The 16,287-nt window shown below is 64.8% G+C and carries 13 protein-coding genes; 6 read left to right on the forward strand and 7 right to left on the reverse strand.

Annotated elements, in window-relative coordinates; all coding sequences use genetic code 11:
• The first annotated feature begins 6 nt into the window (after positions 1-6).
• Together carB and HLG70_RS28850 are read left to right on the forward strand one after the other, a co-directional pair.
• Complete coding sequence (gene carB / locus HLG70_RS28845; protein WP_171667986.1) at positions 7-3,246, forward strand: carbamoyl-phosphate synthase large subunit; 3,240 nt, start codon at positions 7-9, stop codon at positions 3,244-3,246.
• A gap of 74 nt (positions 3,247-3,320) precedes the next feature.
• A complete protein-coding gene (locus tag HLG70_RS28850) occupies positions 3,321-4,085 on the forward strand; it encodes an SDR family oxidoreductase (RefSeq protein ID WP_171667987.1) in 765 nt (254 codons plus the stop codon).
• Between the two features lie 27 nt (positions 4,086-4,112).
• Here HLG70_RS28850 and HLG70_RS28855 read toward each other — a convergent pair whose 3' ends face one another.
• The 6 genes from HLG70_RS28855 to HLG70_RS28880 all read right to left on the reverse strand — a co-directional run bounded on the left by HLG70_RS28855 (position 4,113) and on the right by HLG70_RS28880 (position 10,457).
• Positions 4,113-4,757 (reverse strand): histidine phosphatase family protein, encoded by a 645-nt coding sequence (locus tag HLG70_RS28855; protein ID WP_171667988.1) that lies wholly within the window; start codon positions 4,755-4,757, stop codon positions 4,113-4,115.
• A 27-nt stretch (positions 4,758-4,784) separates the two neighbouring features.
• Positions 4,785-5,693 carry a LysR family transcriptional regulator gene (locus HLG70_RS28860; RefSeq protein WP_171667989.1) on the reverse strand — a complete coding sequence of 303 codons (909 nt, stop codon included), beginning with the start codon at positions 5,691-5,693 and terminating at the stop codon, positions 4,785-4,787.
• Positions 5,694-5,703: 10 nt separating this feature from the next.
• Positions 5,704-6,789, reverse strand: coding sequence for an ABC transporter ATP-binding protein (locus tag HLG70_RS28865; protein ID WP_171667990.1), 1,086 nt, complete (start codon positions 6,787-6,789; stop codon positions 5,704-5,706).
• Positions 6,786-8,498 carry an ABC transporter permease gene (locus HLG70_RS28870; protein WP_171667991.1) on the reverse strand — a complete coding sequence of 571 codons (1,713 nt, stop codon included), beginning with the start codon at positions 8,496-8,498 and terminating at the stop codon, positions 6,786-6,788. Before HLG70_RS28870 ends, HLG70_RS28865 begins: the two co-directional genes overlap by 4 nt.
• An 85-nt stretch (positions 8,499-8,583) precedes the next feature.
• Positions 8,584-9,909, reverse strand: a complete 1,326-nt coding sequence (locus tag HLG70_RS28875) for an ABC transporter substrate-binding protein (RefSeq protein WP_171667992.1) — start codon at positions 9,907-9,909, stop codon at positions 8,584-8,586.
• A gap of 125 nt (positions 9,910-10,034) precedes the next feature.
• The gene (locus HLG70_RS28880) at positions 10,035-10,457 is read right to left on the reverse strand and encodes a FlxA-like family protein (RefSeq protein WP_171667993.1); all 423 of its coding nucleotides are present in this window, start codon (positions 10,455-10,457) and stop codon (positions 10,035-10,037) included.
• A gap of 153 nt (positions 10,458-10,610) precedes the next feature.
• On the opposite strand from HLG70_RS28880, the gene HLG70_RS28885 reads away from it, so the two are divergent.
• Positions 10,611-11,945: a solute carrier family 23 protein gene (locus HLG70_RS28885; protein ID WP_171667994.1), complete on the forward strand. Its 1,335-nt coding sequence runs from the start codon at positions 10,611-10,613 to the stop codon at positions 11,943-11,945.
• Positions 11,946-12,311: 366 nt separating this feature from the next.
• Positions 12,312-12,788 carry a transcription elongation factor GreA gene (greA, locus tag HLG70_RS28890; RefSeq protein ID WP_025139566.1) on the forward strand — a complete coding sequence of 159 codons (477 nt, stop codon included), beginning with the start codon at positions 12,312-12,314 and terminating at the stop codon, positions 12,786-12,788.
• Positions 12,789-12,918: 130 nt separating this feature from the next.
• On the opposite strand, the gene HLG70_RS28895 is transcribed toward greA, so the two are convergent.
• Positions 12,919-13,521 (reverse strand): YhbY family RNA-binding protein, encoded by a 603-nt coding sequence (locus tag HLG70_RS28895; RefSeq protein WP_171667995.1) that lies wholly within the window; start codon positions 13,519-13,521, stop codon positions 12,919-12,921.
• An 18-nt stretch (positions 13,522-13,539) separates the two neighbouring features.
• On the opposite strand from HLG70_RS28895, the gene HLG70_RS28900 reads away from it, so the two are divergent.
• Positions 13,540-14,172, forward strand: a complete 633-nt coding sequence (locus HLG70_RS28900) for an RlmE family RNA methyltransferase (protein WP_171667996.1) — start codon at positions 13,540-13,542, stop codon at positions 14,170-14,172.
• A gap of 218 nt (positions 14,173-14,390) precedes the next feature.
• A complete protein-coding gene (ftsH, locus tag HLG70_RS28905; protein WP_171667997.1) occupies positions 14,391-16,277 on the forward strand; it encodes an ATP-dependent zinc metalloprotease FtsH in 1,887 nt (628 codons plus the stop codon).
• The last annotated feature ends 10 nt before the right edge of the window (positions 16,278-16,287 follow it).

Below are 16,287 nucleotides of genomic sequence, written 5' to 3' on the forward strand. Positions count from 1 at the left end.
TGCATCATGCCCAAGCGTACAGACCTAAAAAGCATACTCATCATCGGCGCCGGCCCCATCATCATCGGGCAGGCCTGCGAATTCGACTATTCCGGCGCACAGGCGTGCAAGGCGCTCAAGGCCGAGGGTTACCGCACCATCCTGGTGAACAGCAACCCGGCCACGATCATGACGGACCCGGAAACGGCCGACGTCACCTACATCGAGCCCATCACCTGGCAAGCCGTCGAAAAGATCATCGAGCGTGAAAAGCCCGATGCGCTGCTGCCGACCATGGGCGGCCAGACCGCGCTGAACTGCGCGCTCGACCTGGCCCACCACGGCGTGCTGAAAAAGCACAACGTGGAACTGATCGGCGCCAACGAACACGCCATCGAAAAGGCCGAAGACCGCCAGAAGTTCAAGCAGGCCATGACCGACATCGGCCTGGAATCGGCCAAGTCGGGCGTCGCCCACAACATGGACGAAGCCTGGGAAGTGCAGCGTCGCATCGCGGCTGAAGTCGGCACCTCCGGCTTCCCCGCCGTGATCCGCCCCAGCTTCACGATGGGCGGTTCGGGCGGCGGCATCGCCTACAACGCCGAAGAATTCGAAACAATCTGCCGCCGCGGCCTGGAAGCTTCGCCCACCAGCGAACTCCTGATCGAAGAATCGCTGCTGGGCTGGAAGGAATTCGAGATGGAAGTGGTCCGCGACAAGGCGGACAACTGCATCATCGTCTGCTCCATCGAAAACCTCGACCCGATGGGCGTGCACACGGGCGACTCGATCACCGTGGCGCCGGCCCAGACGCTGACCGACAAGGAATACCAGATCATGCGTAATGCATCGATCGCGGTGTTGCGCGAGATCGGCGTGGATACGGGCGGCTCGAACGTGCAGTTCGCCGTCAATCCCAAGAACGGCCGCATGATCGTCATCGAGATGAATCCGCGCGTGTCGCGTTCGTCGGCGCTGGCGTCCAAGGCCACCGGCTTCCCCATCGCCAAGGTCGCCGCGCGCCTGGCCGTGGGCTACACGCTGGACGAGCTCAAGAACGAAATCACCGGCGGCGCCACGCCCGCCTCGTTCGAACCGTCGATCGACTACGTCGTCACCAAGGTGCCGCGTTTCGCCTTCGAGAAATTCCCCACCGCCGACGCGCGCCTGACCACCCAGATGAAGTCCGTCGGTGAAGTCATGGCCATCGGCCGCACCTTCCAGGAATCGTTCCAGAAGGCGCTGCGGGGCCTGGAAGTCGGCGTCGATGGCCTGAACCAGAAGACCACCGACCGCGAGAAGCTGCAGATCGAACTGGGCGAACCGGGTCCGGAACGTATCTGGTACGTGGGCGATGCCTTCGCGCAAGGCTTCACGCTGGACGAAGTGCACAACATCACGCACATCGACCCGTGGTTCCTGTCGCAGATCAAGGAAATCGTCGACATCGAACTGGCGCTCGAGCAAAAGACGCTGGCCGACCTGGACTACGCCACTCTGTGGGAACTCAAGCGCCGCGGTTTCTCCGACCGTCGCCTGGCCTTCCTGCTGGATTCCTCGGAATCCGAAGTGCGCAAGCTGCGTCACCAGTTGAACGTGCGTCCGGTCTACAAGCGCGTCGACACCTGCGCCGCCGAATTCGCCACCCGTACCGCCTACATGTACTCCACGTACGAGGAAGAGTGCGAAGCCGCGCCCACCGATCGCAAGAAGATCGTGGTGCTGGGCGGTGGCCCGAACCGTATCGGCCAGGGCATCGAATTCGACTACTGCTGCGTGCATGCCGCGCTGGCGCTGCGTGAAGACGGGTACGAGACCATCATGGTCAACTGCAACCCGGAAACCGTGTCGACCGACTACGACACGTCCGATCGCCTGTACTTCGAACCGCTGACCCTGGAAGACGTGCTGGAAATCGTCCACAAGGAAAATCCCGTCGGCATGATCGTCCAGTACGGCGGCCAGACGCCGCTGAAGCTGGCGCGCGCCCTGGAAGCCAACGGCGTGCCCATCATCGGCACCAGCCCGGAATCCATCGACGTCGCCGAAGACCGCGAGCGCTTCCAGAAGCTGCTGAACAAGCTCGGCCTGCGCCAGCCGCCCAACCGCACCGCGCGTACCGAAGGCGAGGCCCTGGCCCACGCCGCCGAGATCGGCTATCCGCTGGTCGTGCGCCCCAGCTACGTGCTGGGCGGCCGCGCCATGGAAATCGTGCACGAGCAGCAAGACCTCGAGCGCTACATGCGCGAGGCCGTGAAGGTCAGCAATGACTCGCCCGTGCTGCTGGACCGCTTCCTGAACAACGCCACCGAAGTGGACGTGGACTGCCTGGCCGACGGCGAAACCGTCTTCATCGGCGGGGTCATGGAACACATCGAACAGGCCGGCGTGCACTCGGGCGACTCGGCTTGCAGCCTGCCGCCTTACTCGCTGTCGGCGGAAGTCATCGCCGAGATCAAGCGCCAGACCACGATGATGGCTAAGGCCCTGAACGTCAGCGGCCTGATGAACGTGCAGTTCGCGATCCAGGGCGGCGACGTCTACGTGCTGGAAGTGAACCCGCGCGCATCGCGCACGGTGCCCTACGTGTCCAAGGCGACGGGCCTGCAGCTGGCCAAGATCGCCGCGCGCGCCATGGCCGGCCAGACCCTGGCTGCCCAGGGCGTCACCAAGGAAGTCGTGCCGCCTTACTTCTCGGTCAAGGAAGCCGTGTTCCCGTTCGTGAAGTTCCCGGGCGTGGACACCATCCTGGGCCCGGAAATGAAGTCGACCGGCGAAGTGATGGGCGTGGGCATGAGCTTCGGCGAAGCCTTCGTCAAGTCGCAATTGGCCGCCAGCGTGCGTCTGCCGGAATCCGGCACGGTGTTCATCAGCGTGAAGAACCAGGACAAGCCCCGCGCCGTGGAAGTGGCGCGCGGCCTGCACGCCCTGGGCTTCAAGCTGGTCGCCACGCGCGGCACCGCGGCTGAAATCGAGGCCGCAGGCATCCCCGTGCAGCTGGTGAACAAGGTCACCGAAGGCCGCCCGCACATCGTCGACATGGTGAAGAACGGCGAGATCTCGCTGGTCATCAACACCGTCGAAGAGCGCCGCAACGCCATCGCCGACTCGCGCACCATCCGCACCCAGGCGCTGGCCGCCCGCGTGACCTTCTTCACGACCATCGCCGGCGCCCGCGCCGCGGTCGAAGGCATGCAGTATCTGCGTCAAGGCCTGGGCCTGCAGGTTTACCCGCTGCAGGAGCTTCACGCTTCCTTGCAGAAGTAAGCCGGCAGTAAACGTTAGGGCACGCGAGAGCGTGCCCTAATTCTTTGCAACGCGACAACAGGCCTGGGACAACCATGGACAGAGTCTTCATCACCGGCGCCAGCAGTGGCCTGGGCCGCGCCCTGGCGCAGCAGTACGCCGCCTCGGGCGCCACCTTGGGACTGCTGGGCCGCCGCGAGGACGCGCTGCGCGAGCTGGCCGCCAGCCTGCCCGGTGAGCACCGCTGCTATGCCGTGGACGTGCGCGACCGCCAGGCCCTGCATGCCGCCGCGCAGGACTTCATCGCGTTCTGCCAGGGGCGGGTGGACGTCGTCATCGCCAGCGCCGGCATCAGCGCGGGCACGCTGACGGATCATGGCGAGGACTTCGACGTCTTCAAGGCCATCGTCGACACCAACCTGCTGGCGACCGTCTCCACCTTCGAACCCTTCATTGCGCCGATGCGCGCGGCGGGCGCGGGGCGGCTGGTGGGCATCGCCAGCGTGGCGGGCGTAAGGGGATTGCCGGGGGCGGGCGCCTACAGCGCGTCCAAGTCGGCGGTAGTGACCTACTGCGAAAGCCTGCGGCTGGAACTGGCCGCGCAAGGCATCCGGGTCGTGACGATCGCGCCCGGCTACATCAAGACGGCCATGACGGCGCGCAACCCGTATACGATGCCTTTCCTGATGGAGGCGGACGCGTTCGCGCGTCGTGCGCATGCCGCGATCGGCCGTGGCACGACCTATACGGTGATTCCGTGGCAGATGGGCGTGGTGGCCAAGCTCATGCGCCTGCTGCCCAATGCGGTCTATGACCGGCTTGCGCGCAACGCGCCGCGCAAGCCCCGCAAGGCGGGCTGAACCCTCGCGGGCCCCGGCCCAGGATAATCAAGGCACCACGTCGTCGCCGACCTCGGCGGCCACGTGGTCCACGTCGCCCCAATCCAGGACCTGCCACTGGCGGCCCTGCACCCCGACGCGGTTGATGCTGACATTGAGCAGCGCCGCGTCCCGGGGGGCGTTCAAGGGCACGCCCGAGGCATGGCGCCAGATGATGTCGAGCACGCCGCCGTGGGTGAACATCAGGATGCGTTCGCCATCATGGCGGCTGGCGATATCGTCCACGGTCGAGATCACGCGCGACTGGAACTGCCCCAGCGTTTCGCCGCCGTCCAGGGGGCGCAGCGGATCGCGGCTTTTCCATGCGGCCGCCGCTTCGGGGGCCTGCACGTCGATGCGGTCATGGTCCAGGCCTTCCAGCACGCCAAACCCGCGTTCGCGGATGCCGGGCTCCACGCGCACGCGCAGGCCCAGCTGTTCGGACACGGGCACCGCGGTGGCGTGCGCGCGCTGCAGATCGCTGCTGTAAATGGCGTGAATCGGCGTGTGCCGGGCTTCTTCGCGCAGGCGCGCGGCCAGCAGGCTGGCCTGGTTGACGCCGAATTCGTTCAGGGGGATGTCTTGCCAGCCTTGCAGGCGCCGCTGGCGGTTCCAGTCGGTTTCGCCATGGCGGATGAACCAGATTTCTGTCATTACGAGTCTTGATGCGGGGAATAAGGCTTAGAGCTGGGCGGGCGCGATAGGACCGCGCGGTTTCCAGATGGCTTGAATGATCGAGCTTAACGCGACCAGCGCAGGCTCGCTAGCGCGCTCGTAGGGCAGGATGAAGCCCAGCATGGCATCGACGCGCGCCTGGCCCCATACGATGAAGTCATTGGACGCCGCGCCGGCCAGCGCGGTTTCCTCGCGCAGCAGGGCGCAGCCGGCGCCCGCCCGCACCAGCGCGTCCAGGTTGGCCTGGTCGTCATTTTGCATCACGATGCGCGGCGACAGGCCGTGGCGTTCGAACATGTCGCGCAACAGCAGATGCGTGTGGCTGCCGGAAGGGCCATCCAGCCAGGGCAGTTGCGCCGCTTCGCGCCAGCCGCCGCGCTTGAGCACCACCGAGTGTTCCTTGGGCATGGCGATGCGATAGCGCACGCTGCGCAGGGGCAGCCAAAGCACGCCACGCGGCGCGTTGGCCGCAATGGTCAGCGCGGCCGGCAGGCGGCCGGTGCTGACCTGCTCCGCCAGCGCCGCGGCGGGCAGGGTCTGGGTCTTGAGCTCCACCAGCGGCAGGCGTTGAGTGACGGCCGATGCCAGTTCTCCCAGCCGCAGGAAATCGGGCTTTTCGCTGGGTACGCCCAACTCCACCACGCCGTGCAGGCTGCCTTGCAGCAGCTGGGCCTCGGATTTGAATTGCGCGCCCAGCACCAGCAACGACTCCGCCGTAGGCAGCAGCACTTCGCCCGCCTTGGCCAGGGCCAGGCGGCCGCCGCTGCGGTCGAACAGCGCCACGCCCAGGCTCTGCTCCAGCGCCTTGATCTGCGCGGTCACGGCGGGCTGGGTCAGCGACAGCGCTTCAGCCGCCTTCGTCAGATTGCCCAGCCGGGCGACCGTGACGAAGGCGCGGATCTGATAGATTTCCATGGCCGCAAGTTTAGGCCGCCAGCAGCCGCACTTGCGTAGGCTCCAGTCCGACCGATACGGGCGCTCCCACCGGGAAAGGCGACAGCCCGGCCAGATGCGACTGGTCCGCCGTCAAGCGCTGTTCGCCCACCAGCACCTGATAGCGCGTGAACTCGCCCAGGAATTCGCTGCTTTCCACGACGCCCGGCAGCCAGACGTAGCGCGCATCGCCCACGCCGTCCGCCATCTCGATCTGCACCGTATGGGGCCGGAAGCTCGCCGCCAGCCGCGAGGCGGCCGGGGCCTCGCCTGTCAGGGGCAGGTGCAGGTCGCCCACGCCGTCCACCGCCAGCACCACGCTGCTGCTGGTGCGTTCGCGCACGTTGCCTTCCAGCACGTTCATCGTGCCCACGAAGTTGGCGACGAAGCGGTTCACCGGGTAGTCGAACAGCGTGCTGGGCGCGCCGATCTGCTGCACGACGCCATGGTCCAGCACCGCCATCCGGTCGGCCGTGGTCATGGCTTCTTCCTGGTCATGGGTGACGAAGATCGTCGTGATGCCCAGCCGGCGCTGAAGGCTGAGCAGGTCCTGGCGCATCTGCACGCGCAGCTTCTTGTCCAGGTTGGACAGCGGCTCGTCCAGCAGCAGCACCTGCGGTTCGATGACAATGGTGCGGGCCAGCGCCACGCGCTGCTGCTGCCCGCCCGAGAGCTGGTTGGGCCGGCGCCTGGCGTACTGGGACAGCCCCACCAGGTCCAGCGCGGCTTCCGCCTTGGCGCGGATCTCGGCGCGCGGCAGCTTGCGTTCGACCAGGCCAAAGGCCACGTTGTCCCATACCGTCATGTGCGGCCATAGCGCGTAGTTCTGGAACACCATGCCGATGTTGCGGTCCCAGGGCGGGGTGCCGCTGATGTCCTTGCCGTCCACCAGCAGCTGCCCGGCGCTGTGCCGGTTGAAGCCGGCGATCAGCCGCAGCAGCGTGGATTTTCCGGACCCGGAAGGCCCGAGCAGGGCGAAGAACTCGCCCGGCTCGATGCTGATATTGACGTCCTTGAGCACCTCGGTCTTGCCGTAAGACAGCCGGATGTTGCGGCATTCAACGCTGACCTTTTTCATGCGGATTCCCCTTCATTGCGAGCCGGCCGCTGGCGCGCTGAAGCGCGCTCTACCAGCAGGTGCGATACGTACGTGCCGATGGCCACCGCGACCACCGCCAGGACGCCTAGCGCCGCGCCCGGGCCCCGGCCCGCCGCGCTCTGCATGTACAGATAAATACCGTAGCTCATGGGCGCCTGGCTGTCCTTGGTGACCAGCATGATGGTGGCGGACAATTCGACGGCAGCCGTCACGAAGCTGGTCACGAAGCCGGCCAGCATCCCGCCCGCCATCAGCGGCACCACCACCCGGCGTATCGTGGCCAGGCGCGTGGCGCCCAGCGACTGGGCCGCTTCCTCCAGCGATACATGGATCTGCTGCAGCGCCGCCACGCAGGAGCGCAGCGCGTAGGGAAGCCTGCGCACCGAGTAGGCGAGCATGATGATGATCCACGACGAGGTCAGCAGGGTGCCCGTGCCCGGCAGCTCGATGCCGCGGAAGGTGCGCAGAAAGCCGATGGCCAGCACGATGCCCGGAATCGCCAGCGCGGCGGATGCCAGGAAGTCCAGCCATTGCCGCGCCGGCAGCCGGGTGCGCAGCATCAGGTAGGCGATGGCGGTGCCCAGGATCACGTCGATCCCGGCGGCCAGGCCGCAATAGAGCAGGGTGTTGGCGATCATGCCCTGCGACTCCGAGAACACCGCCGCGTAGTGCGCCAGCGTGTAGCCGTCAGGCAGCGGGGCGTAGCTCCAGACGCTGGCCAGGGACAGCAGCAGCACGCCGATGTGCGGCGACAGCACCAGCAGCAGCACCAGGATGATCCAGCCATAGGCCAGCACGCTCTCCATGGGGCGCAGCTTGCGCTTCTGGATGGAATTGCCGCCTTTTTGCAGGGTGGAATAGTCGCGCCCCTTGAGCACGCGCGCGGACAGCCACAGCGCCAGGATAGAGAAGGCAACCATGATCACGCTGATCACATAGCCCAGCGGATCCTCCAGGCCCACCTGCGTGATGCGCAGGTACGCCTGCGGCGCCAGCATGTTGGTCGTGCCCAGCACCAGCGGCGTGCCCAGGTCGTCGAAGACCTTCACGAACACCAGCGAAGCGCCGGCCACATAGCCGGGCAGCGCCAGGGGGAAGATCACCCGGCGGAACAGGCGCAGGCCGCGCGACCCCAGGTTGAAGGCGGCTTCCTCCATGGCGCCGTCAATGTTGCGCAAGGCCACGACCAGGTTCATCAGGATGAACGGGAAGTAGTGGATCGCCTCCACGAAAATGACGCCGTTCAGCCCTTCCATGAAGGGAATGGTGAAGCCGAACCAGTCGTTGAGCAGCAGGTTGACGCTGCCCGAGCGGCCGAAGATCAGCTGCATGGCCACCGCGCCCACGAAGGGCGGCATGATCAGCGGCAGCACCCCCAGCGTCTGGATCAGGAGCGCGCCGCGGAAGTCGAAGCGCACCGTGAAGTACGCCAGCGGCACCGCGATCAGCGACGCCAGCAGCGCCGACCAGCCGGCCACGTACAGGCTGTTGAAGAACGCCTCCTGCATCAGGGGCTGGCTGAAGAATGCCCCGAAGTGGCCCGTCGTGAAACTGCCGTCGGCATTCACGAAGGCGGTGTGGAACACCGTGCCGACCGGCACGATCAGGAAGAGCAGCAGAAAGCCGAACACCAGGAGCGCCGTCAACACGGGGCCGGCGGGCAGGCGTGAGTGGCCCGAATAATTCATCGAGATTCCCGAAATCGTTGCCAGGAGACGGGCGCGGACGGCGGCGGGCGGGTCTGGGCCGCCCCCGTCCCGCGCGTCTTGCCGTTTAGAGCGCCGAGGCCTGCTTGGCCAGCTTTACGGCTTCTTCGTAGTTGGCGCGCGCGCGGCCATTCCACTCGCCTTCCAGCTGCGTGATCTGCTGGTTCACGGCGGCGTCCTTCTTGTTGCCGGCAAAGATCGCCAGGAACGCCGGGTCCGCTGCCTTCTTGCCATCGATGAGCGGCGCCCAGGCCAGCTTGCGCGCCTGATCCAGCAGTTCCGCGGCAGGGCCGCTCTTGGCCTTGTCGCCCAGCTTGGCTTCGGCGTCGTAGATGGCCTTGGTGGCGGCCTGCAATTCCTTCAGACGGAACGTGACCGTCTGGTCGTACAGCGACTGCACGACGTAGTAGCGCGTCTGGGAAAGATCGGCGTCGAACTGGACCTTGCTGCGCTTGGCGATTTCGGCCGGGTCGGGATAGCCCGGCGGAATCTTGCCGGCCAGCGCCGAGTACGGCAGCACCGGCAGGCGCGAGATCTTGGGCTCCAGCAGCAGCTCCTGGCCGGCCTGGCTCAGCGTGAAGGCGATGAACTTCTTGCCTTCCTCGGTATTCTTCGCGCCCTCGATCAGCGCGATGTTGGCCGGCACGATGGCGGTTTCGGAGGGGTAGACGAATTCAACGGGGAACTTGGAATACTTGCTGGACAGTCCGAAGAAATCGATGACCGGACCGGCGCCGAACTGGCCGTTGTTCACGCCGTCGGGCACCCCGAAGGAGCGCTCGGTGACGGCGCTGCTGTTGCCGGACATGCGCAAGAGCGTGCGCCAGCCATCGTCCCAGCCTTCGCCTTGCAGGATGGTCTCGACGGTCAGGTGCATCGTGCCCGAGCGCGACGGCGAGGTGATGCCCACGTGGCCAAACCATTTCGGCGACAGCAGGTCCTTCCATTCCACCGGGGCCGGAATCTTGTGCGCCGCAATGTAGCGCGTGTTGTAGACAATGCCGTAGCCGGCGAGCGCCTGGCCCAGGTACATGCCGCCAGGGTCGTTGATGGGGTAGTTGCCGATCTTGTCCGGCACGTTCTTGTTCGCTATGTCGGACGACTTGGCCAGCAGCTTGTCGCGGCCCAGCACCTCGAAGGCGTCGGGAGCGCTGGCCCAGAACACCTCGGGCCGCTGGCCGGCGGGGGTCTCGCGCACGAAGGCAATACCGGACACGGTGTTCTTGTTCAGGATTTCCAGCGTGATGCCAGGGTTGGCTTTCTCGAACGCAGCCTTGTAGGCCTGGGTCAGATCCTTGGGGAACGACGTGATCACCGTGACGGTGCCGGCCAGGGCGGGCGTCGTGCAGACGGCCAGCAGCGCCCCTGCAAGGGCTGTGCGCATTGCGTGCATGGTTTGTCTCCGTGGTTTTAGATTTGTCTGGAGACAGTACCGGGTGACCTGTTAAGCGTCCAATCAGAAATTTTGATGCGCGTCATCAGTGCGGGCGCCTCGAGCCGGGCGCCCCTGCGCGCGCATCACGCGGTCGCGGATACGCCGCCGCCTTGCCCGGCCCGGGCCTGCTGAGCCATCACCTGCGCGATCTGGCCTTGAATCTGCACCGCCTGGGCATTGAGCGCCAGCACTTGCTGCGCCTTCATTTCAGCCGACATGCCGCTGGCCTTGACCTTGGCGATCTGGTCCATGATCCGCTTGAGCTGCTTCTGCAGTTCCTTGATCTGACGGGTGTATTCGTCGTCGTTGTCCGTCTCTTCGGCGGCCTGCGTGTCGGCCACTTTCATGCCGGCGGGGTTGTTGATGCGGACTTTGCCGTCCGCGGTCAGCGAGGTTGCGTCTTGGCCCGCGGCGTTCTTGGCTTCCTTGCTGGCTTGGATCTTCTCGGCCCACAGGTCGGCCAGGCTGCCGATACGGGAGGTGCCGCTGATGGAATTGATCGCCATGATTGCTCCTGTTGCCTCGATGGATTACGGGGTTTCTCCTAATACGGCAATTCCGCCGGGAAACTTAAACATTGCCGCCTGTTCATGGCCCCCTTTACACTGGCGCCCGCTCGCAGTCTGAAACCATTGTTCGTATCAATCCCCGGGGAATCCATGTCCAATTCCTATTTTCCGCGCTGGCGCCTGGCGGATGACGCCGAGCCCGGCGTCATCATCGCGCCCGACGAAAGGCTGTCCTGGCCCAAGAACGTGGCCATGGGCGCCCAGCACGTGGTCGCGATGTTCGGCTCCACCGTCCTGGCTCCGTTGCTCATGGGCTTTGACCCGAACGTCGCCATCCTGATGTCAGGCATCGGCACGCTGATCTTCTTTCTGTTCGTGGGCGGACGTGTGCCCAGCTATCTGGGCTCCAGCTTCGCCTTCATCGGCGGGGTGATCGCCGTGACCGGCTATGCCGGCGGAGGCGCCAACGCCAATATCGGCGTGGCGCTGGGCGCCATCATTGCCTGCGGCCTGGCCTATACGCTGATCGGCGTGGTTGTCTGGATCGTCAATGCGCGCGCCGGGGGCGGCGCCAACTGGATCGACACGCTCATGCCGCCCGTCGTGACGGGTGCGGTGGTCGCCGTGATCGGGCTGAACCTTGCGCCCATCGCGGCCAAGGGCGCAATGGGCGCCTCGGGCTTCGACAGTGTCATGGCGATGGTCACTATCGTGTGCGTGGGCGGGATTGCCGTCTACACCCGGGGGATGGTGCAGCGCCTGCTGATCCTGGTGGGCCTGATCCTGGCCTGCGTGGTGTACGCGGTCCTGGCCAATGGCATGGGCCTGGGCAAGCCCATTGATTTCTCGGCCGTCTCGGCGGCCGCATGGATCGGTCTGCCGCAATTCGCCGCGCCGGTGTTCAAGGCCGAGGCCATGGGCCTGATCGTGCCGGTCGCCATCATCCTGGTGGCCGAAAACCTGGGCCACGTGAAAGCCGTCAGCGCCATGACCGGGCAGGATCTGGACCGCTACCTGGGCCGCGCCTTCGTTGGCGACGGCGTGGCCACGATGGTCTCGGGCGCCGTGGGCGGCACCGGCGTCACGACCTACGCCGAGAACATCGGCGTGATGGCAGTCACCCGCATCTACTCCACGCTGGTCTTTGTCGTGGCAGCGCTGATCGCCATCGTCCTGGGCTTTTCGCCCAAGTTCGGCGCGCTGATCCAGACGATCCCGGCGCCCGTTCTGGGCGGCATGTCGGTCGTGGTGTTCGGCCTGATCGCCATCGCCGGGGCCCGCATCTGGGTGGTCAACCAGGTGGATTTCAGCGACAACCGCAACCTCATCGTGGCCGCCGTCACGCTGGTGCTGGGCGCGGGCGACTTCACCGTCAAGCTGGGCAACTTCACGCTGGGTGGCATCGGTACCGCCACCTTCGGCGCCATCATCCTGTACGCGCTGCTGCGCCGCCGGAATAAGGCGGCCGACCCGCTGAGGAATTGAATAGCCTATCGAGGAGTATCTTTTCCGCAACGCAATGCGAGCGGAAAAGATGAGGCTCCAGACCCCGCGGCGGCGCCAAGTCCGTTCCATTCTTTTGGATTCTTGACGAAATGACGGGTTTTAGCGGGTTACAGCGGCGAAATGCGTCGAAAAGGGCGTTTTCTCCGGTGGCTTGCAATTCCCGCGGACTTTGACCACAATATGACCTTGATTGCCCCGGTTCCGACCCGAGCCGGGGTTTTGTTTTGGTCGTCCGCGCCGCCCGTCATTTGTTCAAGCACACCGACGGCAAGCGCGCGCCAGTGTTACGACCTTCACCGAGAACGCTCCTTCGGGGCGTTTTTCTACTTTTGTTTGGGAAACGACATGTCTGCCATTCCTTTGACCGTGCGCGGGGCCGAGCGCTTGCAAGAAGAGCTCCAGCGGCTGAAAACCGTGGAACGTCCTGCCGTGATTAACGCCATCGCTGAGGCGCGCGCGCAGGGTGATCTGTCGGAAAATGCCGAATACGACGCCGCTCGCGAGCGCCAAGGTTTTATCGAGGGCCGGATTGCTGAACTTGAAGGCACGCTTTCCAATGCCCACCTGATCGACCCTTCCTCCCTGGAAGCCGAAGGCCGCGCCGTGTTTGGCGCCACCGTCGACATCGAGGACCTGGATTCGGGCGATCGTGTGACGTACCAGATCGTCGGCGACGTCGAAGCCGATATCAAGTCGAACCTGATTTCCGTGTCCAGCCCCGTGGCGCGCGCGTTGATCGGCAAGAGCGAAGGCGATGTAGTCGAGGTCAAGGCCCCGGCTGGCGTTCGCGAATATGAAGTCCTGGGCGTGCGTTACATCTGACGCAAACGTCTCAAGCGGTAAAACTGTCAAAACACCATAGCCCGAACCCTGCGTTCGTCTGAATTCCGCGGTACATTGCGGATCGCTATGGTGGACCGGGCGCGTAAAGCGCCCGTTTTTGTGCCCGGCCTTACCTTTTCGACGTCTTGCGGCTGGTGCCGCTGCGTGCTCCGGCCCGCAGGCTGAGCGCGCTGCCGGCGCGGCGGGGAATGCCGTGACCGCCCGAGGTTGCGCGCTTGTTGCTGGGACGCATGGGTTTGCCGTTCTTGTTGAGCTCGTCCTGGGGCACGTAACGCGTCTTCGCCGGCTTGGGCTCTTCGGATTCGCTGCGGCGCGGGCGCTTGGACAAGGACTTGCCTTCGGCGGCCAGCTTCTTGGGCGTGTAGGGCTCGGAGGTGCGGCGCTTTGCCGGACGCTCGGGCTCCATCGATGCCAGGGCGGCGGGCTTGACGTTGCCAGCCAGCGGGCGGAAAAGAATCAGGGTCTTGCCCAGGTGGTGCACGGGGGCGCAGGATAGCGTGTCGCAGATGGTGGACAGCATGGCATCGCGAGCTTCGCGGTCGTCGCCGCCGGCACGGACCTTGATGAGGCCGTGCGAAGACAGTGCAAGGTCAATTTCCTTGAGCACGGCTTCAGTCAGGCCATTGTCGCCAATCAGGACGACGGGGCGCAGAGGGTGAGCGGCGGACCGAAGGTCGCTGCGCTCACGAGAGGTAAGTTCTAATATAGGCATGCGTGGAATTGTACGGTAATGGCCAAGAATAAATTCTCTAAAGACTGGATTCACCAGCACATCAACGATCCCTATGTGAAGCTGGCGCAACAGAAGGGCTATCGCGCCCGCGCCGCTTTCAAGCTGATCGAGATCCTGGACACCGAAAAGCTGATGCGCCGAGGAGACCTGGTCATCGACCTGGGCTCGGCGCCCGGCAGTTGGTCCCAAGTGGCGCGCGAGCGCCTGGCGGGGCCTGGCGGGGTCGTGGATGGACGCATTATCGCGCTGGACCTGCTTCCGATGGAACCCGTCGCGGGTGTCGAATTCATCCAGGGCGACTTCCGCGACGATGACGTTCTGAAACAATTAGAAGACATGGTCGGATCGCGCGCGGTGGACCTTGTTATTTCCGACATGGCCCCCAACTTGTCAGGCGTGGGTATTGCCGACTCCGCGCGCATCCAGCATGTGTGCGAATTGGCGATGGAATTCTCCTGCGCCCATTTGAAGCCCAATGGGGCGCTGATCGTCAAGGCCTTCCACGGCAGCGGCTTTTCGCAGATCGTGCAGTCCTTCAAGCAGCGCTTCAAGCGGGTGGTCGAACGCAAGCCGAAGGCATCTCGGGATAAATCCTCTGAAACCTTTCTGGTGGCGCGCGATCTGAAGTAACCCCCCGTCCAGGGCATGTTGCCCGGGACCCGGAAAAAAACCACCGGCCTGCCGAGACAACGACCAGAAAACTCAAGAATCAAATGTAATTAAATGGGCCCCACGGCTGCCAGGACGCAACTCGGTCCGACAGGGTAGAATGGGCTATTGACATACTTGTGACTGTGCCATACGCGGGTGCGCAGTCGCCGGTCGGAATCGAAAGCAGGAGATCGACCTTGAATAATTCATTTTCCAAAGTCGCTGTCTGGATGGTGATAGCCCTGGTGCTGTTCACCGTCTTCAAACAGTTCGACGGACGCGCTCAGACCCAGGACGGCGTGACCTACACGCAGTTCATGGACGACGCCAAGGCGGGACGTATCCGCAAGGTCGACGTTCAAGGCGATGTGCTGTACGTCACCCCCGACGCGGGCCGCGCCTACACGCTGACTTCTCCCGGCGACCTCTGGATGGTCTCCGATCTGCTGAAGTTCGGGGTGCAGGTTTCGGGCAAGCCGCGTGAAGAGCAGTCGCTGCTGATGAGCATCTTCGTGTCGTGGTTCCCCATGCTGCTGCTGATCGGCGTCTGGGTGTTCTTCATGCGCCAGATGCAGGGCGGCGGCAGAGGCGGCGCGTTCAGCTTTGGCAAGTCGCGCGCCCGGATGCTCGACGAAAACACCAACCAGATCACGTTCGCTGACGTCGCCGGCTGCGATGAAGCCAAGGAAGACGTCCAGGAACTGGTCGATTTCCTGCGCGACCCCAGCAAGTTCCAGAAGCTTGGCGGCCGTATCCCCCGCGGCGTGCTGATGGTCGGCTCGCCCGGTACCGGCAAGACGCTGCTGGCCAAGGCCATCGCGGGCGAAGCCAAGGTTCCTTTCTTCAGCATCTCCGGTTCGGACTTCGTTGAAATGTTCGTCGGCGTGGGTGCGGCCCGTGTCCGCGACATGTTCGAGAACGCCAAGAAGCACGCTCCCTGCATCATCTTCATCGACGAAATCGATGCGGTGGGCCGTCAGCGTGGCGCCGGCCTGGGTGGCGGCAACGACGAACGCGAACAGACGCTGAACCAGATGCTGGTGGAAATGGACGGCTTCGAATCCGGCCAGGGCGTGATCGTGATCGCCGCGACCAACCGTCCCGACGTGCTGGATCCGGCGCTGCTGCGTCCGGGCCGTTTTGACCGCCAGGTCGTGGTGCCGCTGCCTGATATCCGCGGCCGCGAACAGATCCTGAAGGTCCACATGCGCAAGGTTCCGCTGTCGCCCAACGTCGACGCGACCATCCTGGCGCGCGGCTGCCCGGGCTTCTCCGGCGCCGACCTGGCCAACCTGGTCAACGAAGCCGCGCTGTTCGCCGCCCGCCGCAATGGCCGCACGGTGGATATGTCCGACTTCGAAAAGGCCAAGGACAAGATCATCATGGGCGCCGAGCGCCGTTCGATCGTCATGCCCGAAGAGGAACGCAAGAACACCGCGTACCACGAATCCGGCCACGCGATCGTCGCACGCCTGCTGCCCAAGACCGACCCGGTCCACAAGGTCACCATCATCCCGCGCGGCCGTGCGCTGGGCGTGACGATGCAGCTGCCGGAAACCGACCGCTACAGCATGGACAAGGGCCGTCTGCTGTCCACCATCGCCGTGCTGTTTGGCGGCCGCATCGCCGAAGAACTGTTCATGGACCAGATGACGACGGGCGCCTCGAATGACTTCGAACGCGCCACCGCCATCGCCCGCGACATCGTCACGCGCTACGGCATGACCGACGAACTGGGCCCCATGGTCTACGCTGAAAACGAAGGCGAAGTCTTCCTGGGCCGCAGCGTCACCAAGACGACCCACATGTCCGAAGCCACCATGCAGAAGGTGGACACCGAGATCCGCCGCATCATCGACGAGCAGTACGGCGTCGCGCGCAAGATCCTGGAAGACAATCGCGACAAGGTCGAAGTGATGACCGCCGCGCTGCTGGAATGGGAAACCATCGACGCCGACCAGATCAACGACATCATCGAGGGCCGCCCCCCGCGTCCCCCGAAGACGCCGCAAGGTCCGTCGGATACGTCCGACACGCCGCCGACCGGCCTGGCCACAGGCGGCAGCACGGCAGCCGCGGTCTGAGGTACTTCGT

The organism is Achromobacter deleyi (genome assembly GCF_013116765.2).
In the GTDB taxonomy this organism is placed as follows: Bacteria; Pseudomonadota; Gammaproteobacteria; order Burkholderiales; family Burkholderiaceae_B; genus Achromobacter; species Achromobacter deleyi_A.

Excerpts from the sequence above, each read along its gene's own strand:
- carB (WP_171667986.1), top strand. The coding sequence starts at position 7 with ATGCCCAAGCGTACAGACCTAAAAAGCATACTCATCATCGGCGCCGGC.
- HLG70_RS28865 (WP_171667990.1), bottom strand. The coding sequence starts at position 6,789 with ATGAAAAAGGTCAGCGTTGAATGCCGCAACATCCGGCTGTCTTACGGC.
- HLG70_RS28855 (WP_171667988.1), bottom strand. The coding sequence starts at position 4,757 with ATGACAGAAATCTGGTTCATCCGCCATGGCGAAACCGACTGGAACCGC.
- greA (WP_025139566.1), top strand. The coding sequence starts at position 12,312 with ATGTCTGCCATTCCTTTGACCGTGCGCGGGGCCGAGCGCTTGCAAGAA.
- HLG70_RS28850 (WP_171667987.1), top strand. The coding sequence starts at position 3,321 with ATGGACAGAGTCTTCATCACCGGCGCCAGCAGTGGCCTGGGCCGCGCC.
- HLG70_RS28875 (WP_171667992.1), bottom strand. The coding sequence starts at position 9,909 with ATGCACGCAATGCGCACAGCCCTTGCAGGGGCGCTGCTGGCCGTCTGC.
- HLG70_RS28895 (WP_171667995.1), bottom strand. The coding sequence starts at position 13,521 with ATGCCTATATTAGAACTTACCTCTCGTGAGCGCAGCGACCTTCGGTCC.
- HLG70_RS28900 (WP_171667996.1), top strand. The coding sequence starts at position 13,540 with ATGGCCAAGAATAAATTCTCTAAAGACTGGATTCACCAGCACATCAAC.
- HLG70_RS28885 (WP_171667994.1), top strand. The coding sequence starts at position 10,611 with ATGTCCAATTCCTATTTTCCGCGCTGGCGCCTGGCGGATGACGCCGAG.
- HLG70_RS28880 (WP_171667993.1), bottom strand. The coding sequence starts at position 10,457 with ATGGCGATCAATTCCATCAGCGGCACCTCCCGTATCGGCAGCCTGGCC.
- HLG70_RS28860 (WP_171667989.1), bottom strand. The coding sequence starts at position 5,693 with ATGGAAATCTATCAGATCCGCGCCTTCGTCACGGTCGCCCGGCTGGGC.
- HLG70_RS28870 (WP_171667991.1), bottom strand. The coding sequence starts at position 8,498 with ATGAATTATTCGGGCCACTCACGCCTGCCCGCCGGCCCCGTGTTGACG.